The sequence below is a fragment of the Acinetobacter sp. AR_0276 genome (assembly GCF_003000705.1).
Lineage (GTDB): Bacteria > Pseudomonadota > Gammaproteobacteria > Pseudomonadales > Moraxellaceae > Acinetobacter > Acinetobacter nosocomialis.
The window spans coordinates 819082-845745 of the sequence record NZ_PSQO01000004.1 but is presented as its reverse complement, the minus strand read 5'-3'; the positions used below and the strand labels follow the sequence as shown (position 1 = coordinate 845745).

The 26664-nt window shown below is 37.4% G+C and carries 25 protein-coding genes and 1 pseudogene; 13 read left to right on the top strand and 13 right to left on the bottom strand.

What is annotated here, in order from left to right; all coding sequences use genetic code 11:
* Together CSB87_RS04865 and CSB87_RS04860 are read right to left on the bottom strand one after the other, a co-directional pair.
* Nucleotides 1–1119: an HlyD family secretion protein gene (locus CSB87_RS04865; RefSeq protein WP_106105043.1), complete on the bottom strand. Its 1119-nt coding sequence runs from the start codon at nucleotides 1117–1119 to the stop codon at nucleotides 1–3.
* A gap of 12 nt (nucleotides 1120–1131) precedes the next feature.
* Complete coding sequence (locus tag CSB87_RS04860; RefSeq protein WP_031953112.1) at nucleotides 1132–2619, bottom strand: TolC family protein; 1488 nt, start codon at nucleotides 2617–2619, stop codon at nucleotides 1132–1134.
* A 376-nt stretch (nucleotides 2620–2995) separates the two neighbouring features.
* Between CSB87_RS04860 and serC the strand changes: the two genes are divergently transcribed.
* The gene (gene serC, locus CSB87_RS04855; RefSeq protein ID WP_001203175.1) at nucleotides 2996–4075 is read left to right on the top strand and encodes a 3-phosphoserine/phosphohydroxythreonine transaminase; all 1080 of its coding nucleotides are present in this window, start codon (nucleotides 2996–2998) and stop codon (nucleotides 4073–4075) included.
* 58 nt (nucleotides 4076–4133) lie between these two features.
* Here the strand turns inward: serC and CSB87_RS19860 are convergent, their stop codons facing one another.
* Both CSB87_RS19860 and CSB87_RS04850 read right to left on the bottom strand, forming a co-directional pair.
* On the bottom strand, nucleotides 4134–4280 hold the full coding sequence (locus CSB87_RS19860) for a hypothetical protein (protein ID WP_000691795.1): 147 nt from the start codon (nucleotides 4278–4280) through the stop codon (nucleotides 4134–4136).
* Nucleotides 4281–4313: 33 nt separating this feature from the next.
* Complete coding sequence (locus CSB87_RS04850; protein WP_004707450.1) at nucleotides 4314–5255, bottom strand: hypothetical protein; 942 nt, start codon at nucleotides 5253–5255, stop codon at nucleotides 4314–4316.
* 256 nt (nucleotides 5256–5511) lie between these two features.
* Between CSB87_RS04850 and CSB87_RS04845 the strand changes: the two genes are divergently transcribed.
* Both CSB87_RS04845 and CSB87_RS04840 read left to right on the top strand, forming a co-directional pair.
* Complete coding sequence (locus CSB87_RS04845) at nucleotides 5512–5997, top strand: YaiI/YqxD family protein (RefSeq protein ID WP_001985538.1); 486 nt, start codon at nucleotides 5512–5514, stop codon at nucleotides 5995–5997.
* A 10-nt stretch (nucleotides 5998–6007) separates the two neighbouring features.
* The gene (locus CSB87_RS04840; protein WP_004707455.1) at nucleotides 6008–6916 is read left to right on the top strand and encodes a DMT family transporter; all 909 of its coding nucleotides are present in this window, start codon (nucleotides 6008–6010) and stop codon (nucleotides 6914–6916) included.
* Between the two features lie 29 nt (nucleotides 6917–6945).
* On the opposite strand, the pseudogene CSB87_RS20190 reads toward CSB87_RS04840, so the two are convergent.
* A pseudogene (locus CSB87_RS20190) lies at nucleotides 6946–7026 on the bottom strand (PilZ domain-containing protein); the annotation flags it as partial.
* A 137-nt stretch (nucleotides 7027–7163) separates the two neighbouring features.
* Here CSB87_RS20190 and CSB87_RS04835 point away from each other — a divergent pair.
* From CSB87_RS04835 to CSB87_RS04825, 3 genes are all read left to right on the top strand, one after another.
* The gene (locus tag CSB87_RS04835; protein WP_031953110.1) at nucleotides 7164–8399 is read left to right on the top strand and encodes a lipoprotein-releasing ABC transporter permease subunit; all 1236 of its coding nucleotides are present in this window, start codon (nucleotides 7164–7166) and stop codon (nucleotides 8397–8399) included.
* Complete coding sequence (gene lolD, locus CSB87_RS04830) at nucleotides 8392–9078, top strand: lipoprotein-releasing ABC transporter ATP-binding protein LolD (RefSeq protein WP_004707461.1); 687 nt, start codon at nucleotides 8392–8394, stop codon at nucleotides 9076–9078. Before CSB87_RS04835 ends, lolD begins: the two co-directional genes overlap by 8 nt.
* 83 nt (nucleotides 9079–9161) lie before the next feature.
* Entirely contained in the window at nucleotides 9162–11594 is a 2433-nt protein-coding gene (locus CSB87_RS04825) for a DNA internalization-related competence protein ComEC/Rec2 (protein WP_031953107.1), read from the top strand.
* Here the strand turns inward: CSB87_RS04825 and CSB87_RS04820 are convergent.
* Nucleotides 11547–12530 (bottom strand): lysophospholipid acyltransferase family protein, encoded by a 984-nt coding sequence (locus CSB87_RS04820; protein WP_004707465.1) that lies wholly within the window; start codon nucleotides 12528–12530, stop codon nucleotides 11547–11549. The genes CSB87_RS04825 and CSB87_RS04820 overlap by 48 nt on opposite strands.
* Before the next feature lie 132 nt (nucleotides 12531–12662).
* On the opposite strand from CSB87_RS04820, the gene sppA reads away from it, so the two are divergent.
* Nucleotides 12663–13679 carry a signal peptide peptidase SppA gene (gene sppA / locus CSB87_RS04815; protein ID WP_031953105.1) on the top strand — a complete coding sequence of 339 codons (1017 nt, stop codon included), beginning with the start codon at nucleotides 12663–12665 and terminating at the stop codon, nucleotides 13677–13679.
* A 19-nt stretch (nucleotides 13680–13698) separates the two neighbouring features.
* Nucleotides 13699–14508 (top strand): alpha/beta fold hydrolase, encoded by an 810-nt coding sequence (locus CSB87_RS04810; protein WP_002052584.1) that lies wholly within the window; start codon nucleotides 13699–13701, stop codon nucleotides 14506–14508.
* 64 nt (nucleotides 14509–14572) lie between these two features.
* Here CSB87_RS04810 and purN read toward each other — a convergent pair whose 3' ends face one another.
* Together purN and purM are read right to left on the bottom strand one after the other, a co-directional pair.
* The gene (gene purN, locus CSB87_RS04805; RefSeq protein WP_002052470.1) at nucleotides 14573–15202 is read right to left on the bottom strand and encodes a phosphoribosylglycinamide formyltransferase; all 630 of its coding nucleotides are present in this window, start codon (nucleotides 15200–15202) and stop codon (nucleotides 14573–14575) included.
* Entirely contained in the window at nucleotides 15199–16269 is a 1071-nt protein-coding gene (gene purM / locus CSB87_RS04800; RefSeq protein ID WP_000071984.1) for a phosphoribosylformylglycinamidine cyclo-ligase, read from the bottom strand. Before purM ends, purN begins: the two co-directional genes overlap by 4 nt.
* A gap of 135 nt (nucleotides 16270–16404) precedes the next feature.
* Here purM and cxpE point away from each other — a divergent pair, with 135 nt between their 5' ends.
* The 4 genes from cxpE (at nucleotide 16405) to CSB87_RS04780 (ending at nucleotide 22940) form a co-directional block, all read left to right on the top strand.
* Complete coding sequence (gene cxpE, locus CSB87_RS04795; protein ID WP_002052735.1) at nucleotides 16405–17598, top strand: chloramphenicol efflux transporter CxpE; 1194 nt, start codon at nucleotides 16405–16407, stop codon at nucleotides 17596–17598.
* Between the two features lie 20 nt (nucleotides 17599–17618).
* Nucleotides 17619–18317, top strand: a complete 699-nt coding sequence (gene hda, locus CSB87_RS04790; protein WP_001249536.1) for a DnaA regulatory inactivator Hda — start codon at nucleotides 17619–17621, stop codon at nucleotides 18315–18317.
* A 324-nt stretch (nucleotides 18318–18641) separates the two neighbouring features.
* On the top strand, nucleotides 18642–20495 hold the full coding sequence (gene rbtA, locus CSB87_RS04785; RefSeq protein ID WP_017394373.1) for a rhombotarget A: 1854 nt from the start codon (nucleotides 18642–18644) through the stop codon (nucleotides 20493–20495).
* Nucleotides 20496–20510: 15 nt separating this feature from the next.
* Nucleotides 20511–22940, top strand: coding sequence for a CSLREA domain-containing protein (locus tag CSB87_RS04780; RefSeq protein ID WP_031953103.1), 2430 nt, complete (start codon nucleotides 20511–20513; stop codon nucleotides 22938–22940).
* 82 nt (nucleotides 22941–23022) lie between these two features.
* Here CSB87_RS04780 and CSB87_RS04775 read toward each other — a convergent pair whose 3' ends face one another.
* The 5 genes from CSB87_RS04775 to CSB87_RS04755 all read right to left on the bottom strand — a co-directional run bounded on the left by CSB87_RS04775 (nucleotide 23023) and on the right by CSB87_RS04755 (nucleotide 26291).
* Nucleotides 23023–23412, bottom strand: coding sequence for a DUF3106 domain-containing protein (locus CSB87_RS04775; RefSeq protein ID WP_002052406.1), 390 nt, complete (start codon nucleotides 23410–23412; stop codon nucleotides 23023–23025).
* A complete protein-coding gene (locus tag CSB87_RS04770) occupies nucleotides 23402–23722 on the bottom strand; it encodes a hypothetical protein (RefSeq protein WP_002052599.1) in 321 nt (106 codons plus the stop codon). The genes CSB87_RS04775 and CSB87_RS04770 overlap by 11 nt, the downstream gene beginning before the upstream one ends.
* Nucleotides 23712–24326, bottom strand: coding sequence for an RNA polymerase sigma factor (locus CSB87_RS04765; protein WP_004707480.1), 615 nt, complete (start codon nucleotides 24324–24326; stop codon nucleotides 23712–23714). Before CSB87_RS04765 ends, CSB87_RS04770 begins: the two co-directional genes overlap by 11 nt.
* Nucleotides 24327–24485: 159 nt before the next feature.
* The gene (locus CSB87_RS04760; protein WP_017394371.1) at nucleotides 24486–25262 is read right to left on the bottom strand and encodes a TrmH family RNA methyltransferase; all 777 of its coding nucleotides are present in this window, start codon (nucleotides 25260–25262) and stop codon (nucleotides 24486–24488) included.
* 57 nt (nucleotides 25263–25319) lie between these two features.
* On the bottom strand, nucleotides 25320–26291 hold the full coding sequence (locus CSB87_RS04755) for a class 1 fructose-bisphosphatase (RefSeq protein WP_025466205.1): 972 nt from the start codon (nucleotides 26289–26291) through the stop codon (nucleotides 25320–25322).
* Nucleotides 26292–26473: 182 nt separating this feature from the next.
* Here CSB87_RS04755 and CSB87_RS04750 point away from each other — a divergent pair, with 182 nt between their 5' ends.
* Nucleotides 26474–26662 carry an NF038105 family protein gene (locus CSB87_RS04750; RefSeq protein WP_002052586.1) on the top strand — a complete coding sequence of 63 codons (189 nt, stop codon included), beginning with the start codon at nucleotides 26474–26476 and terminating at the stop codon, nucleotides 26660–26662.
* The last annotated feature ends 2 nt before the right edge of the window (nucleotides 26663–26664 follow it).

Sequence of the window (26664 nt, the reverse complement as noted above, 5' to 3'; positions counted from 1 at the left end):
TTATTTTTCTTCTTTAATTTTAAATAGAACACTCATGCCAACTTTTAATTCTTTGACAGGACGCTCAGGTACCAAATGCAATTTAAAGCTACGGATATCATAACCGCCGGTTTGACGTGTGGTTTTAATGGTGGCAAATTCACCTTCGGCATCAATATTTTTCACTTTAAACATTACGGTTTGATTCAGCGCAGGAATGAATCCCTCTAGCGTTTTGTTTTTATAAACAGAAGCGTACTGATTTTCACCGACATTTAAACTCACCCACAAATCATCATCTTCTAAAATGCTGACAACCGGTACACCCATCGCAACGAGTTCAGAAGGTTTGCCATAAGTTTTTGAAACTGTACCTGAAATAGGAGCGAGTAGGCGGGTTTCTGCCTCAAGTGCTTGAGCTTCACTGACTGCTGCTTTGGCAATATCAACTTGTGCATCTGCTGTAGATTTCTGCTGACTGGTACTTCCGCGCTTTGCTCGAGCATATTGTTGATAAGCTGCTTCACTTAACTCTTGAGCAGAGGTTTGTGCAGCTAACATCTCATCTCGTCTTTGACGAGAAATAACACCTTGTCTATATAAATTTTCACCACGTTGATAAGTGGTTTTTGCAAGGTTCGCTTGAGCTTTCATACTTTGCCAGTTGGCATAAAGTGTATCAATATTTTCCTGTTGCGAACCACGGTCTACAGTAGACTGAAAAGCTAAAGCTGATTGTAGTGTAGCTAAAGCTTGCTGCTTTTTAGCTTCAATTTCTGGGCTGACTAAACGAACCAGAGGTTGTCCTTTAGAAACTTTTTGGCCTTCTTGCACATAAATTTCTTCAATACGACTTGGAACTTTAGTACTGACGTGAATCGTTTCAGCCTCAACTCTGCCTTGTAACTCAATAGGCTTAGGTTGATAACTTTTCCATAAACCGAAAATGATTAGCCCTAATAGAGCAATAATGACCACCGCAATAATTAGTTTAATTTTTGAACTTTTAGGCGGTTGAGAACTTTTACTCGTTTTTACTTCTTGCGTATTGTCGGTTTGAATATTTTGTTGATCTTGACCTGTATGCTCTGTATCCGTAACAGGTGAATCTTGCTGAGAAGAAGATGTTTCTTGATTCATGTTATGCCCCCATTAGCGGATATAGTCGGTGTGTGGTTGAGTCACATAAGCTTTAAACTGGTCCATAGAACCATGGCTTTGCAATAGCGTTGCGAGCGACATGACATATTTATAAGCATTTAAAGCCATTTCTGTTTTTAAAGCACTTAACGCATTTTGCGCGTCAATGACTTGTGTGGCTGTTCCCATACCTTCACGGAAAGAAAGCTCCTGAATACGTAAGTTTTCTTGAGCTGCATTGATATTTCTTTGAAGTAAGGTATGACTTTGCTGCGCTGAATTGAGCTCGTTATAAGACTTATTCAATAAAGCTTCAATCTCTTGTTTAGTTCGTTCAGTCATGAGTTCTGAGGCATAACGTTTTAACTCGGCAGCATGAATATTCTTATTTTTATCTACGCCAGAAAACAGATTGTATTTTGCCATGACACCTACAATCCAGTTTTCATTTTCATCGAGTGAATATTCACCAAAAGCAAAGAGGCTTGGCTTTTTAGCTGCTTGTTGAGCCTGAATATTCGCATTAGCCAATTGAGTGTCTAACTGCATTTTTTGCACCAGGCTCGATTTTTGAGAATAACTACTTAAAAGAGATTCTAACGATTGGCTACGAACTGTATTTACAAAAAGAGGAGTACTCAAATCAGGATTACTTTGCTGATGAAGAAGATTGTTTAAACTGAATTGGCTGGCATTCAGATTTGCTTGAGCATTTTGTAAAGTTCGTTCGGCATTGTTACGGGCAACTTCGAATTGCATGCGTTGTCCTTTACTAATAAAACCTTGCTGTTCGAGCTTTAGCGCGTTGCTGTAATGCTTTTGCATTGCATTAAAGTTAAATAAGCTACTCGCGACCAGTTGTTGTTGTAATTGCACATTAAAGTAACTTTGTACGACTTCGAAGCGCTGTATATCTTGCTGTTGTTGGCTTGAAAGCTCGGAACGTTGAGCTTGAATATTAGCTATTTTCTTTGCACTAGTCGTCAAGCCTCCTGTATAGATTGGCATCACAACTGAAATAGAGGGGCGGACTACTTGGTCTTCTACAGTCAAATTAGCGTAGTTAGGAAAACGATTGATTCCATCATGGATGATTTGGTTTGAACCTTCTTGAACTTGTCCTAAAACATCTGATGGAATGACATTGTTCCACTGAGACAATTTGTCGTTTAATCCTTGGCTTAAATCATTCTCAAGTTTTTGCTTAAAACCACTAAGTGGCACATCTGTTTCACTATGAAACGCGTATGCTCTAACGTTTAAATCAACTCTGGGTAAGCCTAAACCTTTTACTGCTTCGGCTTCTAATTGAGAGGCTTGTTGTAAAGCTTGGTTGGCTTGAGTGCTATACGAGCTTTTTAAAACTTGTTGTTCTGCTTCAGCATAACTTAAGCTTTGTGCATAAATAGGCGTTGCAATAAATACTCCCAATACCAACGCAAGGTAATTGGGTTTAAAGAAAAAAGGGCGTATTGACTGTCGATACTGATGTGTTGGCATTTTATATAACAATTTTTGATCATCCCTTATAGTTTAAATTTCTTGTTATTAAATTCAATTATCATATTGTTTATTATACAATTGTATAAAAGCACAAAATGATTTTGAGTTTATTTTGCTTGACGGAAAATCATACAGCAAACTTTATATATTCCTCACAGTATGGGGAACTCGATTAACAAGTCAAGTTGAACTTTATCTAATAAAACTTATAAAAAAATAAGTGAAAGCAAAGAAATAAATAAAATAGTTATTGAAAAAATAAACCTAAATACGCCCTAGCATTGAAATATTTACTAGAGAAGCTGCTGCAAGCTTAAGCAATCTGTGGTTAAATGCCTTTTTTTATTGTGTTTCACTTTACAAGGGAAAAATCATGCGCGCGTACAATTTCTGTGCTGGTCCTGCTGCATTACCTACTGCCGTTTTAGAAAAAGCTCAAAAAGAGTTGTTGGATTGGCAAGGTAAAGGTCTATCCATCATGGAAATGAGTCACCGTAGTGCTGACTATGTTGCCGTAGCTGAAAAAGCTGAAGCAGATTTGCGTAAGCTTATGAATATTCCTGAAAACTATAAAGTACTGTTTTTACAAGGCGGCGCGTCATTACAATTTTCAGCAATTCCTTTAAACCTGCTTGGTAAAAATAACAAAGCAGATTATATCCATACAGGAATTTGGTCTGAAAAAGCGTTAAAAGAGGCAAAACGCTATGGAGATATTAATACTGTAGAAGCAGGTATTAAAGTAGATGGTAAGTTCGCCATCTCTGATCAAAGCGAATGGAACTTGTCTGACGATGCAGCATATGTTCATTATGCAGATAACGAAACAATTGGCGGATTACAGTTTGCAGGTATTCCTGATGTTAAAGCGCCACTTGTATGCGACTATTCATCAAGTATTTTATCAGCTCCATTAGATGTGACCAAGTTTGGTTTAATTTATGCCGGCGCACAAAAAAATATTGGTCCTGCTGGTTTAACAATCGTTATTGTTCGTGATGATTTACTTGACCAAGCTAAGCCAGAAATTCCAAGCATTTTAAAATATGGTGACCAAGCGAAAAATGGTTCTATGGTAAATACACCATCAACTTATGCTTGGTACTTGTCTGGTTTAGTATTCGAATGGTTACTAGAGCAGGGTGGGGTAGACGCTATTCATAAAGTTAACCTTGAAAAAGCTCAGTTACTTTATGGTTATATCGATTCAAGCGATTTTTATAATAACCCGATTGCTATTCCAAACCGTTCAATTATGAATGTACCATTCACTTTGGCAGATGAAGCTTTAGAAAAGCAATTCTTGAAAGAAGCTGAAGAAAATCATTTATTGAACTTGGCCGGTCACCGCTCAGTTGGGGGTATGCGTGCAAGTATTTATAACGCTGTGCCATTAGAAGGCGTGCAAGCACTTATTCGCTTTATGGATGATTTTGCTAAACGTAATGGTTAAGTAAATCAAAAAAATAAAGCCCTCAAAAAGAGGGCTTTATTTTTATATAATTTATTAATTAAAAAGGCATAAAACCAAATTGATGTATCATCATCGCGGCTAAGAACATACCTAAAACGAAAAAGCAAAACGCACCAGTATCGACCCTTATACGTGGGTTACTAGTTTGAATGAGGCTGGTGGTTTGTTCAGGTATAATCTTCATTCAATAGCCTAATTTTTAAAATATTAGTGAAATTCAATTAGTTTCACTATTTTTAGCATAAATATTCGCCTGAATCCAGATATTACCGCGAATATATTCACCAATATTAAAGTTTTTGTACAAATCATTTTGGGTCGCGATGCGCACTAATATGGCAGGAAGATTGTCTTCTAAAACTAAAGTGACATCGTAAAGGGTATATTCTGCACCCATAAATGTCATTGAAGTTTTACCGACAATATTACCTTGGAACCATGCTTCGTCTTCTTGACCAAGATTTTCCCCATATAAATATGCAACCATTTTTGAAAAATCAACCGTCACAGGTTGTTGATCTTCCTCAGTTTTCGGTTGCCATTCATTAATGAGTTCTTGTAGGTTTTCAGGTGCAATACCATTATTTTCAGTTAAAATTGCATTTAACGCACGGTGATGCTTAATTGATGCCGGATCATCTACAACAATTGTTTCGCCGGCAGGGACGGACTCTAATTCATAAGCCCATGCATTAAATTGAACTTGGTAAGTTTGGGTTTTGTCATATTGACAACGATTAACACTAAATAAATTATCAAATGCATAAACAGTCGTATTTTTATTTAATCTTAAACTTAATACTGCCTGAGTTGCTGAATCACAAGTAATGATGCGTTCAATTTGTGCATTATATTGATACGGGCTTTCAAAACTAGGAAATGCTGTTTTTAAAGCACGAGGCTTTTGATTTTCAACTGCAATAATTTGGTTAATGGTGACATTTTGCCCTTGAGGACCTTGAATCAGCCAAAAAGATTGATCCATTTCATCTTCACTTTGGCATAAACCCATTGGCATTACAGGAGCATCAAGCGCCAGTCCAAGCCATTTTGGTACATCTGTCTCTGGATGGGCGGTCAGTAGATTCCAATGCTCGCCATGACTACCAAAATTTTGGTCGTTTACCGTAATAACTTCTGGACTGTTTTGATTTTTCATAAGTATGATTGATGTTGGGTTTATCTCACTTGTTATATTAAATCGAGGGTAATTGCTATTTTTCAAGTCAACATATGTAAATTCTCTTGCAAAAGCACATATTTACTTATTAAAAAGCCTTTCAATAGGCAAAACACGTGCTTTTAAGAGTGAATATAGTCGACTGTTAAGAGATTGTTAAAATTAAATTTAGAAAACAAGTTTTATATTTAGCGCTATTCTCTAATGAAATGCATCTGTTAGACTTATATTTTTAGTGGAAATAGAGAATAACGTGCTGCCATTTAAGTTATGGGTAGACGCAGATGCATTACCTAAAATTTTGCGTGAAGTTATTTTAAGAGCTTCAGATCGTTATCAATTAGAAGTGATTTTTGTAGCCAATCAAAATGTCGGTATTACCCCTTCAGTGCGTATTAAATCTCTGCAAGTTTTAAGTGGAGCCGATCAGGCCGATCAGGAAATTGTGAATCGTATGTCTGAAAATGACATTGTAATTACACAAGATATTCCGCTTGCTGCTCAAGTTATTGAGAAAGGAGGTATTGCGATTCATCCACGTGGTGAAGTGTATACCACAGCGAACGTAAAAGCACGATTGCACTTACGTGACTTTATGGACACGCTGCGTGGTGCTGGAGTCCAGACAGGTGGTCCTCCTCCAATTTCAGAACGTGATAAGCGTGAATTTTCCAGTGCACTCGACCAAACAATTTTAAAGCAAAAACGTAAAACTGCTTAGTGAGCTTCTTATGCCATCCCAGACCAACTTGGCTTCAACTTATGTCTTGCTTGTATTTATTTGGGCAACGACACCTTTAGCCATTGTATGGAGCGTGTCTGACTTACATGTCATGTGGGCCTTACTATTACGTTTTTATATTGCTTTACCTCTTTCAGTTATTGTTTTACTTATTCTAAAAACTTCTTTTCCCACTCATAAGCAAGCTCTCCATAGTTATTTTGCAGGGTCTTTTAGTTTAATTGGCTCTCAAATTTTTACTTATGCTGCAACTCAATATTTAAGTTCAGGCATGATCGCACTCATGTTTGGTCTGGCGCCTATCATGGCTGGATTAATTGGCCGTTTTGCTTTTGGTCAGCATCTTTATAAATTGCAGTGGCTTGGTATGGCGATTGCCGTTTGTGGTCTAGCAATCATTTGTTTGAATGGATCTGGTCAGCACGTGCATCCATTTGGCATTGTTTTAATGTTGATCAGTGTTTTTGTTTATTCATTTTCTATTTTTTGGGTAAAAAAAGTGAATGCCCAAATTCAACCTATGGCTCAGGCAACAGGTTCAATCTTGGTCTCATCGCTTTTGGCGAGCTGCCTTATTCCATTTATTTGGCAATATGCTCCGACCCATTTGCCGCAAGCTAAATCCTTATTTGCTCTAATTTATACAGTTCTTATGGCTTCACTCGTTGCTATGTTCTGTTATTTCAAACTTGTACAAAATATCAAAGCAACTACTTTATCGCTTACAACCGTTATTACGCCTATGTTAGCTATGATGATTGGTGCTGTTTTAAACCATGAACATCTTTCAATGATGGTTTTTGTGGGGGCATTTATTATCTTGTTTGGTCTATTCCTGTATTTCTATAAAGACATTCAAGCAAACCGTAATTTTGCCCAACATATTAAATCTAAATAGGAGAAGATGAGAGTAATTTGTTGAGCTTATTCATTAAATTGTTCTAATTCGTAGCTAAATGCATGATCAAATTGATCTCATATCTTAAGTAGTAGAAAATAGCGCAGCAATATAATATTAGGATTGTTAAGGGTAGGTCAGAACTTACTGATTTTTAAACCTTAATACAGCATCTAACGATATGGCTAAATAAGAAGTGTAGATCGCACTTCTCTATTTTCCATCAATGACCTTGGATTTAGAAGGTATGTTTAAACCAATCTCACTGTATATAGGGTTGAGATATACTCGCGCACGACGCAGTAATCATTTTATTTCTTTTATTGCATTGGTTTCGATGGTCGGTTTGACACTTGGTGTCGCTGTACTGATCACGGTACTTTCTGTAATGAACGGTTTTGACCGCGAATTGAAAAATCGTGTTTTGGGAATGGTACCGCAAGCGACAGTTTCTTCAACGCAAATTCTTACGGATTGGCCTGAGCTGATTAAACGAGTTGAAAATCATCCCCATGTGACTGGAGTTGCACCTTTTACTCAATTGCAAGGTATGTTAACTGCTCAAGGGCAAGTGGCTGGTATCATGGTGACGGGTATTGATCCGAAATATGAAAAGAATGTGTCTATCATTCAAAATCATATTGTTGCCGGTAGCCTCGACTCACTTAAAAAGGGTGAGTTCGGTATTGTGCTTGGTAAAGACATGGCCGATTCACTTGGTTTACGTCTAAATGACAGTGTGACATTAGTATTACCAGAAGCAACGCCATCTCCAGCAGGTGTTGTGCCTCGTTTTAAGCGCTTTAAAGTGGTGGGTATTTTCAGCGTAGGTGCTGAAGTGGACTCAATGGTCGGATACATTGCTTTATATGATGCATCGACTTTATTGCGTTTACCTGATGGTGCTCAAGGCGTACGTTTAAAAATGGATGATATTTTTGCAGCACCTCAAGTTGCCGATGATATTGTGAAAAACTTGCCAAGCAATTTCTACGCAACGAACTGGACCTATACACACGGTAATTTGTTTAATGCCATTCAAATGGAAAAAACATTAGTTGGTTTATTACTTGTACTGATTATTGTGGTTGCTGCATTTAACATTGTTTCGTCTTTGGTCATGGTGGTAACTGACAAAAAATCGGACATTGCAATTTTACGTACTTTAGGTGCGTCACCATCCATGATTACTAAAATCTTTATGGTGCAAGGTACAGTGATTGGTGTGATTGGTACAGTTGCGGGCACGGTTTTAGGTATAATTTTGGCACTTACGATCAGTGATATTATTTCTTGGTTTAATAATGTTCTTGGACTTAATTTGTTCGATGCCTATTTTGTACATTACTTACCTTCGTACTTAAGATGGCAAGACGTGACAATTATCGTGATTGTTTCTTTACTCTTAAGTTTCTTGGCAACAATTTATCCGGCGCTTCGTGCAGCCAAAGTTCAACCTGCCGAGGCATTGCGTTATGAGTAAAGTCGTTCTAGAAGCAAAAGATATTTATAAGCATTTTGATGATGGTAAATCTAAGGTTGAAGTCATTAAAGGTCTTTCTTTACAAGTTGAAGCAGGACAGTTTGTCTCTATTGTTGGTGCAAGTGGTTCAGGTAAAAGTACTTTGTTACATGTACTCGGTGGCTTAGATCAACCGACTCAAGGCCAAGTCTTTTTAAATGGTCAGCGCTTTGATAACTTAGGTGAAGCAGAACGTGGTTTTCAACGTAATCAGTATTTAGGTTTCGTTTACCAGTTTCACCATTTATTGCCTGAATTTAGTGCGCTTGAAAATGTGGCAATGCCTTTAATGCTTCGAGCGGACAGTCAATATAAGTCGGTTAAGGCTCAGGCTGAGTATTTGTTAGATCGAGTTGGGTTATCTCATCGTATGGACCATAAACCAGGTGAACTTTCTGGTGGTGAACGTCAACGTGTGGCTCTTGCTCGAGCATTGGTGACTAAGCCTGCGGTCGTTTTAGCTGATGAACCAACCGGTAATTTGGACCGTAAAACAGCTGTAGGTATTTTCCAATTACTTACCGACTTGAAGAAAGAACTAAACATGGCGATGCTCATTGTGACCCATGATGAGCAATTAGCTCAGGCAGCAGATTCTATCTTGCATATGGAAGATGGTTTGTGGGTAAGCGGTTCTTAAAAAATTGTCATTAAATCACATTGTTAAAGCCCACTGAGTTGGGCTTTAATTTTGCCCCTAAAATGATAACGACAAGATTTTAAATGCTTAAAATTATTTTATTGGGGTGGGTTGGTGGTATTGCATTGATGGGCATTAATTTACCTTTAATTATGCAATATGGAAAAGTAGGCAAAGCTCTGCTGTTACTTGCTTTTATTTTCTATCTTTTTAAACGCTCAGTATTCGTTAGCCGACCATTTTTAAAGGCAATGTATTCTTTGTTATGTGCAGCCAGCCTTTTTGTTGTGGGGTATCAATATGCCGAGAATGCGTTGGTCGAACGCTTACAACAAAGAGAAATGGATTCAAAAAATCTCGATATTATTGTTTATATAAATCAACTAAGTGAAGAAAAAGACAATAAAGTTCAACAAAGTGCTCAAGTATTAAACCTATCTAAAGATCCGGTAAATTGGCTACTGTATTTAAAAAATGATAATCAAAGTATGTTGAAGAGCAATCAAGAACTTCAATTAGGCCATTACTATCGACTATCTGGAAAAACAAAACCTGCTCATAGTTACGCCACAGCAGGAGCTTTTGATCAGGAAAAGTGGTTTATTCAGCGAAATATAATGTCTGGTTTTATTGTTCAGTATATTGAGCCTTTAAGCCTTGATGAAATTTATCGATTGGGATATCAACAGCATTCAAGAGAACAGCAGTCCTTTTTTAATAGATTTCAAATAAATATAGAAAAGCTGCGCTTAACTTTTAGACATCTATTGGAAAATTCTTCACTACAACAAAAAGGACTAATTTTAGCTTTGCTGACTGGTGATGAAAGCCTTTTATCAGATGAGACCCAAATACAATTTAAACAATTGGGAATTGCTCACTTGTTAGCGATTTCAGGGCCACATGTACTTATTTTTGCCATTATGTTGTCTTGGTCCTGTCATCAAGTCATCTGCCGTTATTATCCTCAAATTTACTTATGGAAACCCAAACAAGTTTTGATGGCTATACCATGCTGTTTCGGTGTTTTAATTTATACAGCTTTTGTGGGTTTCGAAATTCCTGCACTAAGAACATTGTTGTCAGTCTTTATATTTATTTCTTTTATATTATTAAAACAACCTCTTAAACCATTTGCATTGCTCATATACAGCGCAAGTTTATTATTACTCATGGACCCGTTTAGTGTCTTGTCTGCAGGGTTTTGGTTGTCTTATGGGGCATGTTTTATTTTATTAAGAATTTATCAAACTATAGTTCAAATACCTGATCAACATTTTTTAAGCTTACGCTCGAAAATGATTTTTATGACTAAGGTGTTAATTGAGTCTCAAGGCAAAATCTTTATTGCATTGAGTCCTTTAACCTTACTTTTCTTTCAACAAATTTCTTGGATTGCTCCATTAACCAATATTGTTGCGGTGCCTATCGTTGGTGGGATTATTGTTCCTTTAAATATTCTGGCTGCTTGTACATGGTTTATTGTCAAACCATTTGGAAACATGCTTTTTTATTTCAATGATATCTTGCTCAGTATATTGCTGAGTTGTTTAGGCTTATTAGAAAAACTGTCTTTACCACTACAAGGTATAAGCTTGACGCCACTGGCTTTATTCGCAGTGAGTTTAGGCATCCTTATTTTATTTTTGCCTAAAGGCATTTTGCCAAAAACATGGGGAATGCTCTGTTGTTTACCTCTCATTGTTGTGAATAAAACGAACCAACCAATTCAACTTCATATTTTAGATGTTGGGCAGGGGCAGGCTATTTTCTTGCAGCAGCCTGAACAAAACTGGCTAATTGATACAGGTGGTTCTTATGATGAAAAGATCTTTAGTATTGGTCAAAATGTTGTAGTTCCATTCTTACGCCAACAAGGAGTGAAGCGATTAGATCGTGTTGTGCTCTCTCATCTTGATCAAGATCATAGTGGGGCTTTTCCTTTCATTCAGCAGGAGATTCCTATAAAGCAGGTTCTCTCAAATGAGCAATCTTCCACTACTCTAAAGCAGCCATTTCAGTATTGTCATCAAGGTCAACAATGGCAATATCCTGAGTTAGATATTCAAATTTTATGGCCTAAAGAAAAAGATTTGGCTTTTGTCCATTCTGAACAGAATCAATATTCCTGTGTGGTATATCTGCATTTTAAAGGAATTAGTGATTACCAAAATTTTCTGATTATGGGAGACGCTGGATGGGAGGCAGAATACGAATTGTTAGAAGACTATCCAAGTTTAAAAGTAGATGTTTTGGTATTAGGCCATCATGGAAGCAAGCACAGTTCGGCTTATGATTTTTTAGCAACCCTAAAACCAAAACTGGCAATTGCATCGGCAGGGTTTGATAACCGTTATGGCCATCCAAGCCAAGAGGTTATCAATCGTTTAAAAGCCCTTCATATCCCGCTTAAAAGTACAGTAGAGCAAGGAACGTTAAGTTTTGTTTTGGAAAACCAAAAAATAGTTTTACACAACCGACGTTTTGAGCGCCTCTGGTTGCGTAGAGTTCCCTAAAGCTTCAGCCTTGAGCCTATTCACGGTTTTAATCGCTTCTGCAGGGTCAATATTATAAACATTGTCTAAAGCTGGGTTTGCTTTAAAGCGTTTATAGCTCCAGTGATAGTGTTCTGGATATTTATGGATGAGTTGCTCAATTGCCTGATGGATGACATAAGTACCATCGTCTGCAGTTCCTTCATAGATCTTCTCATCCATTGGTTCGATATGCATGGTAAAACCATCATTTTCATTACGGATCGCATAAAGGAATAAAGCTTTTGCCTTAGTCTTCTGGATGAGTTTTGCACTTAAATTACTTGAAGCAAGTGGCACACCAAAATAGTTCACCATATCTCCCCCAATGTTCGGAGTATGATCTGGCAAAATTACTGTAGTTTCACCTTGTTTGAGTGCTTTAAAAATTTGTCTTACACCAGTTTCATCGGTCGGGACTAGATTTGCTTGTTCACGACTGCGAGCTTCTCGTACAAAACGGTCAGCATCATCATTTTTCACTGGTTTATATAAAATAGTCATTGCTGTGAACTGAGCACACCATGCATTCATGACTTCCCAAGTGCCAAAATGAGGAACAATGAGTACAACACCTTTTTTTGCTGCTAAAGCATCGTGAAAGTATTGTTCGCCTTCTATCCGATGGATACGAGCAATATTTTCTTCATTAGATGAACCCCAGATACTTAAAAACTCGAAATATGAGGTTAATTCATTACGTACAGCTTTTTCTGTAATTGCTATACGTTGCTGTGGTGTTAAGTGGGGCAGTGCAATTCTTAAGTTAAGCTCTATACTTTTTGAAGTTTTAGTAATTTTTAAAGTATTTACAAGGCCAGCCAATAGACGAGCAATAGAACGCCCAAATTGAATAGGTAGTCGGCTAAATGTTTTGAGTAATTGATAGTTCATGCTTTTTGAATCTGGTCTGGTCATCTATAGCAGTAAGGAGGAAACAACAAGTAAAAAAAGACAAAAATATTATAAATGAAATCATATTATTTAGACAGTTTTTATCAAATCAACGTATATAATGACATCATTTCGATTGATTTGGATTGGAATTTTATGTCCGATTGGCCACCAAAACCACAAAATGAACCTATAACCTCTAAACAGAACGGACCGGAATGGCAAATCCTTGAGAAAGCTGTGCTGGCTTCTGTAGAAGAACAACGCCGTAGTCGTCGCTGGGGTATATTCTTTAAAACACTTACTTTTATTTATCTATTGTTCATTGTTGTGTTAATGGGCAAAGGTTGTTCGACCAGCAAAGAAGGCTCAGCAGCAAGTAGTAGCAGTGCTCATCTGGCTGTGGTTGATATTGTTGGAACCATTGATGCTTCAAGCAATCAAGCAGTAAATAGTGAAGATACGAATAAAGCGCTTAAACGCGCCTTTGAAGCTTCAAATAGCAAAGCAATTGCACTTAATATTAATTCTCCTGGCGGTTCTCCTGTTCAGTCGGATGAAATTTGGCAAGAAATTCGCTATTTGAAAAAAGAACATCCTGACAAGAAAGTCTATGCAGTGATTGGCGATATGGGTGCTTCAGGTGCTTATTATATTGCTTCTGGGGCTGATGAAATTATTGTGAATCCATCAAGTTTGGTAGGCTCAATTGGTGTCATTATGCCGAACTATGGCATTACTGGTTTAGCTCAAAAACTTGGAATTGAAGACCGTACTTTGACAGCGGGCACCAATAAAGACATTTTAAGTATGACAAAACCGATTAATCCTGTACAACGAGAGCATATTCAATCTGTACTCGATAATGTCCATACTCATTTTATTAATGCAGTGAAAGAAGGACGCGGGAAACGCTTAAAATCAAATGATCCTGCTATTTTCTCAGGTCTTTTCTGGACTGGCGAGCAAGCAATCCAGTTGGGTGTCGCTGACCGCTCAGGTAACATTACGAGCTTGATGCGTGAACTGAAGCTTGATAATAAAGTTGACTACACAATTGAACGTAATCCACTGCAATCTATTTTAGGTCGAATGGGAGCAGAAATGGGTAAAGGTTTAAGTGAGTCAGTTGCTCAACGTTTACAGACGAGCCAAGACGCAAAGCTACAATAATTTAAATCAGGATAACGGTATGTCAGTAAAACCGGTTATACACTTTGCGCATGCCAATGGCGTGCCGTCTAAGGTGTATCAAAAGTTGTTTGATCAATTAAAAGATGAGTATGACGTAATTTATGTTCCACTCATTGGGCCTGACAAACGTTATCCGATTACCAATCACTGGCCTTTTTTGGTTGATCAGGTGATTGATAGTATTGTACGCCAAGCGAAGGGGCGCAAGGTGATTGGACTTGGTCATTCGTTAGGTTCAGTTTTAACCTTAATGGCATCTTTTAAACGCCCTGAGCTTTTTTCACAAGTAATTATGCTAGATCCGCCTCTTATTTTGGGTCGATACTCTTTTGCTTTTCATATGGCAAAATTATTTAAACCTAAAATAGTCGATGACATGACACCTGCGGGTTTATCTGCACGTCGTCGTGAGCATTGGGAGTCTCGTGAGCAAGCCGCTGCATTGTTACGTCCAAAAGGTTTTTATAAAGACTTTGATGAAGACTGCTTTCAAGCCTATATTGACTATGCTTTAAAAGAAGATCCAGTTCGTGGCGGTGTTACTTTAACTATTTCTCGTGAAGATGAAGTTGCGATATTCCGTAAAAATCCTTCTTGGTGGTGGCTACCTATGCCAAAACCGAAAATGCCTGTACATCTAGTCGTGGGTAAAGAGAGTGCCTTCTTAAAAAGAGGTTTTCCTCAAATGGCAAAGCGTAAAATGGGAATTCCATTTAGTGTGGTTGAAGGAGGGCATATGTTCCCTCTAGAGCATCCAATTGATACAGTGAATTATATTAAGAAGCTTATTCATAGCAATTCACGCTAATAAGACTTTTATAAAAAAAGGACATGCATGCATGTCCTTTTTTTACTTACGTTGAGCAAATCTTTTACCAAGATGCAAAACGAATAGGGTGTTCAAGAATTTGATTACGGAAATAGGCTTGTCCATCTTTCCATGTCAGCTGGCCATTACATAACCATTCTGCAACTTGAGGATAAATAAAATGCTCAAGTTTATGTACACGTTCTGCCAAAGAAGCAACATTGTCATGTTCTTTGACTTCAATTGCAGATTGAGCAATTGCTTGACCAGCATCAAGTTCAGAAGTTACAAAGTGAACTGTACAACCATGCAATCGATCGCCCGTATTTAATACACGCTGATGTGTATTAACACCTTTATAAGCAGGTAATAGCGAAGGATGGATATTGAGCATTTTACCTTGCCATTTATCGACAAAGTTTGCAGTTAAAATACGCATGAAGCCAGCTAAAATAACGATATCAGCTTGCCATGCCATAAGTTGCTGATGCATCGCTTCATCAAAATCGGCACGACTAGGAAAGTCTTTATGCGAAATTACCGCTGTTGCGATATTGGCATTTTGAGCACGCTCTAGGGCATAAGCATCGGCTTTATTGGACAATACACCTACAATTTGCCCTGATAGACGTGCATCTATCAAGGCTTGTAAGTTACTGCCGTTCCCAGAGACTAGAACAGCAATTTTCATCATTCAAAGATCACACGAATTTTTTCGTCTGCACCTTCCACTGATTCAGCATTTTCTTGGATATGTCCGATTTTCCAAGCTTTTTCACCTTGAGCATTAAGCACTTCAATTGCTTTTTCTGCATCATTTGCGTCAACTGCAATCACCATACCTACACCACAGTTAAAGGTACGGTACATTTCAAAACGTTCTACATTACCTTCACGTTGTAGAAGTTTGAATAATTCTGGCCATTCCCAAGAAGCTTCATTAATGACAGCTTGAGCACCATTTGGTAATACACGCGGTAAGTTACCAGGTAAACCGCCACCAGTGATGTGTGCCATAGCATGCACATCAACTTGTTTGCAAAGCTCAAGAACTGGTTTTACATAAATACGTGTTGGTTCCATTGCGACATCTGCAAGAGGACGGCCATCAATCACTTGAGTTAAGTCTACATTCTTAACATCAAGGATTTTACGTAGTAATGAATAACCATTTGAGTGAGCACCACTTGATGCAACACCAATAAGTACATCACCAGATTTTACTTTAGAGCCATCAATAATTTTGCTTTGCTCAACAACACCCACTGCAAAACCAGCAAGATCGTAATCTTCACCTTCATACATACCAGGCATTTCAGCTGTTTCACCACCTACAAGTGCACAACCTGCAAGTTCACAACCTTTACCGATACCAGTAACTACGTTTGCAGCTACGTCTACATTTAAGTGACCAGTTGCATAATAGTCGAGGAAGAATAATGGTTCTGCACCACAAACCAAAAGATCGTTAACACACATAGCGACAAGATCTTGGCCGATTGTGTCATGACGATTAAGGTTAAGTGCTAAACGTAATTTAGTACCTACACCGTCAGTTCCAGAAACCAAAACAGGTTCTTCGTAACCTTTAGGAATTTTGCATAGTGCACCAAAGCCACCAAGTCCGCCCATTACTTCTGGACGAGTTGTACGTTTAGCGACTGACTTGATACGATCGACCAGTGCGTCGCCCGCTTCAATGTCAACACCCGCATCTTTGTAGCTTAAACCGGTATTTGGGGTAGAAGTTGAGTTGCTCATAAATGAAGTCTCCGCATTGGCGGCAGATTATAACCTGAATATACGAAACTCTTATGTTATTTATGCTCGAAAATGCTATCTTTAATAAAAATATTTTTCCATTTATAACGATTAAATCAAAAAAGGCTAGATTTTATGCAAGATCGTATACTGCGCCGTATTTTCTTACTCGCAGGTATTGTATTGCTGGTATGGGTATTATACTTGCTCAAGCCTGTGGTCATTCCATTTCTTGGTGCTTTTTTCCTGGCTTATTTATTCAGTCCACTTGTCGATGTTCTAGTAAAAATTAAGCTCCCTCGTTGGTTGGCAATTAGCATCGTTTTTATCGGTATCGGTGTAACTTTAACTGTTGCATTATGGTATTTGGTTCCACTCATCTGGAAACAACTTGTTTATGCTCGAGATAGTATCCCTGCTGGAATTCATTGGATTAATGCAGAGCTACTGCCTTGGATTTCTTCGACCTTCCATGTACAACAAATGGAAATCGATACCGATCAAATGTCCAAAGCGGTTATGGATTATGTCCAGACCAATTACAGTGCCGATAGCATTCAGGCTGTTTTATTAAAGCTTGCACAATCAGGTCTGAATTTTATTCAGATTGGTGGAACACTCGTTTTAATTCCAATTATCGCTTTTTATTTTTTATTAGACTGGGACCGTATGTTGCAGAACTTACGTCGTCTCATCCCACGACCATATGAAGCCACTACCTTACAAATCGTTCGTGAATGCCATAGTGTTTTAGGAGCATTTGTTAAAGGTCAGTTCCTCGTTATGCTTTTGCTCGGTGTGGTCTATGCGGTAGGTCTACAATTAATTGGGTTAGAGGTTGGACTTATTATTGGTATGGTGGCAGGCCTTGCCAGTATTATTCCTTATTTGGGATTTGCAGTCGGCATTATTGCAGCCATTATTGCAAGTCTATTTCAGTTTGGAATGGACTGGACTCACTTGTTACTCGTTGGTGTGGTTTTTATGATTGGTCAAGCTGTAGAAGGCTATATTCTACAACCATTCCTACTCGGTGATAAAATTGGTCTTTCACCAGTTGCTGTTGTATTTGCTGTTTTGGCAGGCGCGCAACTTGCTGGTTTCTTAGGAATGCTCATCGCATTACCAGTGGCTGCGGTCATTGTTGTGCTCTTAAAGCACTTAAGGGATAACTATGAAAAGAGTAGCCTTTATGGTGCGTATTCGGAATTATTTGTGCAAGAGGGTAATATTCAGCAAATTCATGTAGAAACTGAAAATACTAAACTTGATCTTGAAGTTAAAACACAGCAAGATACAGATACACCAAATCTTTCAGATCAGAAATAATTTCAAGGCCAATTCATTATATGCGTCAACTCCAACTGGATATAGAACCTCAACTTGATGCCCGAATCAGTGATTTTTCGGGACCAGGTTGGGGGCATGTAGTCGATGCAGTGCGTCAACTACATGCAGGTCTAGTCAATAGATTTTATATCTATGGTGGAGCTGGAACAGGTAAGAGTCATTTGCTTTCAGCGATTTGTGATTCTTATTTAGAAGTAGGCAAGTCAGCAATAAAAGTTTCGCTGTTGGAACTTCTTGATGCTCCGATTGAGGCAATTACTTGTTTAGAGCATTATGATTTAGTTGCTTTAGATGATATTGAATCTATTAGTGGCGTGCCGCACTGGCAAAAAGCTGTGTTTCATTTAATGAATAACCATGAAGGACAACTTGTATTTTCTTCACGGGTTGCGCCGATTGAACTAAAACTCGAGTTACCAGACTTGCAATCACGTCTTACCCAAGCGGTCAGTGTAAAAGTGCCAAGTGGAAGTCTATACGCAGACCGTTATGCTTTAGTTACTTCCGTTATGGCTAGACGTGGTATCCATTTCGATCAGCAGATTGTCGACTATTTACTTTTACATGGGCCGCATCAAGCTTCTGTTTTATTACAAACCGTAGCACAGTTAGAAAAACTTCTTAAAGGTGAGAAGACTAAGCTTTCAAATGCAACGTTAAGACAAATTTATGCTTTAATTGATGAGTACCAACAATAAATTGTTTCATACATCTCGTTATTTCTTTGGTTAGGGTGAACTTGGGTTTTTTGCTATAAAAATAATGAACTATTAAATACTTATGCTTTTAACTTTAAAGTGTATTGTTAAATTTTTTCCTAAGAAAATTTTCATATATCAATAGATGCTTAAATAACCAAATATTTATAAAGTTATATGAACAAAATGACCGTATAGGCCGATCAAAATATCTTGAGAAATTCTGATTCCTGTGACAAAGTACGCACAAAGGATGCGATTGCAAAAGTGGACACTTTGCAATATTGACAAAGAAAAATGAAAAAAATAGGTAAGGAGAAGGGTATGCTCAAACGGAGCATTGCTTTTGCATTATTGGCTGCTGCTGGGCACGCTTATTCTGCTGATATTCAAGTGACAAGTTTAGCTGATGAAGATAAAGATGATACGGTATGTACGCTTAGGGAAGCTGTACAGTTCCTAAATTATCGTGGCTCATCTAATGCAGCTGACGTTGAAAAATATGCAAATGGGTATCATGGTTGTGGAAATAAAGATGCTTCATCAAATATTATTTTACAGCGCGATCAAGAATATAGCTTAAATAGCAGAATAACGATTACAGCTCCCCTTACAATTAGTACAGCAAAAAATGATTCTACATTAGTTGATACTGATCAGCCTGGTTCTCATAATGCAACTATCAAAATGGTCGGTACAGATCAATTATTTAAAATTGATGATGGTAGCGTTGAAAAAGCATCTTTTGCTGTGACCTTAAGTGATCTTAACTTACAAGGTGCAGGCGCAAACTCTAATGTTTTAACAGGTGGTTTAATTTTAAACCATGAAAAATTGACTATTCAAAACTCTCGATTGATTGGTGGATATGCCAATCAGGGTGGGGCGATTTACAATCAAGGATTGTTATCGAAAACAGGTCAAACAGCTGGCTTTGTAACTATCATAAATAGTTTGATTCAAAATAATAAAGCAACCCAAGGTGGCGTCATTTACAGCGAGCAGCCTTTATATTTAGTGACCCAATCTGTAGTCCGAGATAATGAAGTTTCTTCTGCAGAGGGTGCCTTATTTTATGGCGCAACAAAATTTGATGATGAAAGTACTGGTGGATACTTAAATGTACGTGCCATAGGCTTTAGTAATAGTACCTTTTTCCATAATAAAGTTGGTTTTATTGCAAACATTAAAGATGGAATGTTTGTTAATAATATTACAATGATTAAAAATGCAGCAGGTTTATTTTTAGATGCTCCTCAAGGAAATGCTTCTGTTTCTAACAGTATTTTAGTTGGTAATGGGGTTAACTGTACTCCAAATACAAATGATCAAACTGTTGTCCAAAGCAACTTAGTGACCACTGATTGTAATCGCAATGCTTCTGCAAAGCTGCCTAATATACTTTTGCCTACGAGTGAAAAGTTAATTGCGGGTGATAATGATGAAGGCATATGTGATGTAACCGCTAAAGACGGCTTGTTATGTCCATTTAATACACCAAAAGATAGTTTCCTTGGCTTTTTTAAACCACGATTACTTGAGAGCTATAACACTTTAGCTGACTCCTTAATTATTAATAAAGGACGTTTATATAGTGATGGCTCATCAATTGGTTTAGCGAGTTGTGAGAAACTCGATCAACGTGGAAAAAACCGTAGTGGTTATGATGAGTTATGTGATTTAGGGGCAATTGAATATATTTTAAATAATGAAATCGCAACAGTAGGGCAAGATATTAAATATGGACAAGTTGCAAAATTTAATATTTTAAATTCTTTAAGTGAAGCAGATTTGGTCACACCAGCTACATGTAAGCGTCTATTTGGTGACCGTCCCGATGGAAAAGAATGGCAACCAGGTTGTCTAAAAATAAAACAAAGTACTGATACGCCAGTTTCTAAAGGTAGTGTAACCATAGACCAAAATGGAAACGTGGTTTATACGCCAAATGGAAACTGGCATGGTGCAGACATTTTTAGTATTCAAGTCGTTACGAGTGTATCAAGATTTAATGATGGAACCGATTTCCAATATGTCTCGATTCCAGCAACCGTAGTCCAAGAACCTGTATCTGGTATTGAAGATAAGTCTGTTAGTACCGGTGGTGGGGGAAGTGTCGGTGGTGGATTAATTTTAGGATTATTCGGATTAATTGCATTGCGCCGTTTCAAGTCATAATCAGGGATGAGGACTATGAAAAACTATAAAAAAGCAGTATTAGCATTAGCTGTGCTAGCGGCTATGCCACTTTTTGCTGATACAGCAAATCAAAGAATCGAAGTAACAACTTTTGCAGATGAAGATGGTGAAAACCCTAATGCATGTTCGTTAAGGGAAGCGATAAAAGTTGCTGAAACACGAAGATCTGATTATGGATGTACAGTCTATAACACCTCTAAAAGTCAGGTAATCCAATTAAAAGCAGGAACTTATACATTAAACAAAGAATTGGTTCCAAATGCAGATATTGCGATTTATGGATATGGTGAAAAAGATCAAGATAAAAATTGGGCAGAAAAAAGTGTTTTAACCAATGATTATCCAGCATTACAACCGTTACAGACGAGAATTAATGCTGCTGGTAAGTCACGTATCTTTAATACAGCGGTAAATAAACAACCTTTATTTCTTCAAAATATTATTTTGGAAAATGGTTCAGCACAAGACTTTGGTGGTGCTATTTATGCAGGTGGTAATGTTACCTTATTAAATAGTCAAATCTTGAACTCACAAGCATCTAAAGGTGGTGCTATTTTCCTCGGTGGCGATAATGTTAATTTATCTGCAACTCACTCTTTGATTCAAGGTAATAATGCAACATCTGGAAGTGTACTTTCAATGAGTTGTTGGAATGGCACAGCCTATACAAAACGGGAAGTAACATTTACCTCTTCTAGTATTATGAGTAATGGTTCAAATAGTTCTAATAATACTTTTGAGTTTTGCGGAGAGCCGAAAGCAACCTTTACAATTAATACAATAGCTAAAAATATTGCAAATACAGTAAATGGTAGTATTTTGAAATTTACTGGTGATGCTACTCCTAACGGTACTCCTAATCCTTCAACCATACTTAGCGCTAACAGTAGTTTAACCTTAAAAAATAATACTATTGTTGAAAATAATGCTTATACCACGTTTTTATATGACACATTAGGAAGTAAAGAATTAAGATTTAATTTAATCGGTTATAATCCGGGAACCTATGCCTGTCATTATTTTATAGGGCCAGCCACTGATTTAAAAAATGCTGGTTTCATCCTATCTTTTAACGCATTAAATTTGACGAATGATGCTGGAAAATGTGATCTACCAACGGAAGCTCTTACGTCTACACATCGAACTATTGATATAGCAGGCCAGTCTTTTGACTCATTATTAGAACCTTTACATTCAGCTGGGCCAGAGACCGGTTTTTTACCAATTTATTATCCTAAAAATAATATAGGTGGTAAGAATCTAGTAGATGTAGACCCAGAGGGTAAAGACTCATGTACTTCTATCGACCAGCGCGGACTTTCACGCCTTGCCGATAGTAAATTATATTATCAACCAAATGGTCGTAATAGCTGTGATATTGGTTCGATTGAACTAATGAAACTGACCGCTGGAGATATAAAAGGTTTAGGTAATACGTCACTTACAGATCTGCTTGCAAAATATCAATCTCAATATGATACGGTTCAGAAGAATATCTTGAATCCAGATTATGCATATTTATTAAATGTATTAAAAATCGATTCAGCAAATTACAAGAACCTTCTTGATCAAACTAAAGCAAATGCAAAATATCGAGCAATTTATATCGACTTAAAGGGAAATGGTTTACCTTTACCAAATGAAGATAGTAGTCACTTATTAAAGTTCTTTAATACATCTGATTATAATATTAATCTTGAAACTGTCGGTACAGGATTGATCGACGATAAAGTTACAAACATTAAAAAGGATGATGGACTTTTTTGTGAATGGAATGATGCTTTACAGCAAATTATATTCTATCGTTCAGATGATATTATTACCCAAGCAGGTGATTATAACTATTGTAAATATACAATTAGCAGTAAAGATGGCACTACTCAATCATCTGGATTATTAGAAGCCCGATTTGATAATATCCCACCAGTTGCTGGTGATGGAACTGTAACTTTTAAATATTTAGCAAATGAAGTCATTCCTTTGAATTTATTACAGTATGCGAATGATGATGGAGATGGTCCTACAAGCACACTTAAGACAAAGCCAAATAAACCTAAATTTTGGGTGAATGATCAGGGTGTAGAGTTACCGATTTATATACCAAGTAAAACTTCAAAGGATGGTATTTTCAAGGTAGTCAAAGCAGATCGAGAAGGGCCATGTCCTAAAGATGATAGTGGTAATACTTGCTATGGTGGTAACATCTATATTCAAGCGAGTAACGTATTTAACACCTTCAATGATACATTGACTTACTATGTTTATGATGCAGATGGAACTATTTCAGCTAAAGCAGGAACGATTAATTTAGTAAGTACAGCAACTACAACAGATGATTCTCGAAGTGGGGGTGGAGGAAGTATTGGAATTTTCTCTCTGGCATCCTTGCTAAGTTTGATTGTCTATAGACGTTACCGTAAATAAGCATAAATAAAAAAAGCCTCCATAGGAGGCTTTTTTTATTTCTTGTTAGATTTTTGAATGGCACATTATTAAAAAACAGTTTTTAGTGCTCTAAATATTTGTTGATATATTCTTCACGTATAGCGGTTCTTTCATCAGCACTTGCTTTGAGCATGCGTTGACGTAAATCATTACGTTCTTGTGTACTCATTTTTTGCCAAGCTTCACGCATTTTCTGTTTTTCTGCATCTGGAAGTTGGTTGAACCAATCCATACGTTGTTGCAGATTAGCGCTTTGATTTGCTGGTAATTCTTTTAAGCTTTGATAGCGTTTAATTACTGCTCGTTGTTCTTCTTCAGACAAAGCATTCCAAGTATCATCTACTTGAGTATTGGCATCTTTAGAAAAAATCCAGAAACGTTCAAAACCCGCAAAACTGGTTTGCAGGAAACTTAATGAACAAAGGATAAGTGCTAACTTTTTAGCTACCATGTTGAACTTTATCCTCACCCAACACCATCAGCATTTCTAAATCTTCCACCATTTGTGGTGATAATTTAGGATTTACAACCACTTGATTTTGTGGCTTATCCATCATATCTACCGAATTAGGCAAAATAACAAAACCAGTAATTGCTGCTGCAAGTGCAAAACCAGTCATTTTCCAGACACTATAAAAAGAGGCTGGTTTTTGCTGGATATGGTCAAGCACATGATTCATCACCACAGTTTTATTTTTATGGTGATGGGCCAAACTATCGAGTTTAGACGTCACCTTTTTAGTGAAATCATCATGATTCATTAGAACCTCCCATGGGATTTAAATGCGCTAAGTACTCTCTAAGTCCCTGAATTGCTCGATGATAATGGGTTTTTACACTACCTTCAGTACAGTTCATAATTTGCGCTGTGGTGTGAGTATCGAAACCTTCCCAAGCACGTAACATGAAAGCCTGTTGTTGACGAACAGGTAGTTTTGCAATCGCTTCCTGAATTTCTTCTATGGTCACTGCTTGATCTAGAAAATCTGCTGGATTGATTGCTTTTTCATCGACAATATCAATGATTTCTTCATCATCATTGTCTAGACTAACTTTTTTGAAGAATGAAAATGGATTTGCTCGACGAGCTTCTTTGCGGCGCCAATCCTGAAGTTTATTGTTTAGAATGGTATAAAACAGCGGATACCATTCTTCAGTACTTCTATCAGAATAAGACTTGTGTAAAGCAATAAATGCTTCTTGAACCAAGTCCATGGCAATGCCTTGTTGACCTTGGGTAGCACTTTCCATCATCACTAAAGCACGTCCAGTAACATCTTGCATAAAAACCTTTAGGCGTTGTTCAGCCGTGCTGGCATGAACACTAGATGCTTCCGATCGAGACTTTTTCGGTGCTAAATCCATGGAGATGGAAAATCCTGTCATTGGACGTACCCACCTTATCTTCAATATATCTCTTATATAACGTTGAAAAGAGGTGGGAGGTTGACAACAATCGGCTATTTTTTAGTAGTGTAAATGATTTTTTTCACAAATATGAGCGATGTAAAATAAATTAACGTTTTATTGGCGTTGGCGAACCATTTCAAAAAAACAAATTGATCCTGCAATTGCTACATTTAATGACTCTTGACCACCTGGTTGCGGTATCGTTACTGATTGTGCATGCTCTAAAGCGTAATCACTTGCGCCTTGTCCTTCGTTGCCTAAAATCCAAACACATGGTTTTGAAAGATCTTTTGAATAAAGACTAGTCGAGCGATGAGAGCTTGTAACGAAAACAGGAATATCGAATTTAGGAAGAATATCGGTCAATTGAAAGTTTTCAAAGCAAGACAGGCTAAAATGTGCCCCCATACCTGCTCTTAAAACACGTGGAGACCAAAGTGAGGCAGAGCCTTGTGTACAAATAATTTGTTTAATATTCGCTGCTGCTGCAGACCGTAATAATGTACCTACGTTACCTGGGTCTTGTACATTTTCGAGAATTAGAGTGTCTACGTTATAGTCAATCGTTGATGCAGTTTTAGGCAAATCAATAATAGCTAAGCAAGGAAGGGTATTACCTAAGGTACTTAAATCTTTATATAAAACTTCACTGATAATAAAGACATGACCCTGATGGAGCTCAATTATTTTCTTTAAATCGCTGTGTTCCAATGCTTGTTCAGTTGTAAACAAAGAAAAGAGTTTTTTCTGTTGTTGTAACCAGGCTAGGCAAAGGTGAGTACCTTCAAGAACCGTTTGTTGATGCTTTTTTCGGGCGCTATTGAGTTCAATTAAACCACGCAAATGTTTAATTTTTGCATTGTCTTTTGATTCTAAAAAAATAACCGCCATAAGGATATATCCAAAAGGGCGTCATCATACTATATGACGCCCTCTATAATTTAATTATTAATGATAGCTTGTTACGCGTTCAACTTCGTTTTTAGAACCGATAATTACCGGAACACGTTGGTGAAGCTCTGTTGGTTCAATATCTAAAATACGAACACGGCCTGTAGTTGATGAACCACCTGCTTGTTCAATGAGCATACTCATTGGGTTAGCTTCATACATTAGACGTAAACGACCAGCTTTTTTCGGATCTTTTAAGTCATATGGATAAAGGAAGATACCACCACGGCATAAAATACGGTGAATATCACCCACCATACATGCTACCCAACGCATATTGAAATCTTTTTCACGTACAGATGTTTTACCTGCAAGTAACTCTTCAATATATTGTTTCACTGGTTGTTCCCAATGACGCTGGTTAGATGCGTTAATTGCAAATTCTTGAGTATCTGCTGATACTTGAACATTCTCTGTAGTAAGTAAGAATGTTTGAGTTTCTGGATCTAAAGTAAAGAAAGCTACACCATTTCCAACTGTTAAAGCCATCATTGTTGATGGGCCATATAACACATAACCAGCAGCGACTTGTTGAGTACCTGCTTGCATGAAATCTTGCGCTTGTGTAACTGCATTTTTTGCAGGAAGAATCGAGAAGATTGTTCCTACGCACATGTTGATATCAATATTACTTGAACCATCTAATGGGTCGAATAGTACCAAGTATTCGCCGTTTTCTTGCGCAGGTGTAAAATCATCAAGTTCTTCAGATGCAAGACCACCTACGTGAGGATGAACTTTTAAAGCATCAATTAAATAGTCATTAGAAATCACATCAAGTTTTTTCTGTGTTTCACCTTGAACATTTTCATTACCTGCACTACCTAAAATTCCAGCCAATGCACCTTTTTGTAGGGCTTGGTCAATGGTTTTACAAGTCGTCGCAATCGTGTCGATAACTTGGGCCAACTCAGGTGTAAGGTTCCCTTTTTCTTGTTGTAAAAATTGGGACAATGTGAGGTTGGACATAAAAAAACGCTCCTGTGCGCAAGCATCAAAATGAGTCAAATAAATACGTGGCATATTCTAGATGAGAATGCCGGAAAATAAAAATTATCTTACTTTATTTGTGTTGCATTTATGCTTACAAGCCCCATTTTACGTGGTATGTTGTTTGCATAGCAAAGGAATGTATATTTAGGAGAATCGAAATGACAACTAAGAAGTTTGATGCGACCCCAACGGCAGGTGAACCAATCAATTTAGAAGAAATTTCGAAAGAAAGTGTTCAGGAGGCTTGGAAAGATTATGAAGCAAAACCTGAATATAAAGCTTTTAATAAGCACGATTTGATTGAGTCAATGCAACATTCAGAAGAAGAGGAAAATAAATCTTCTTAAAT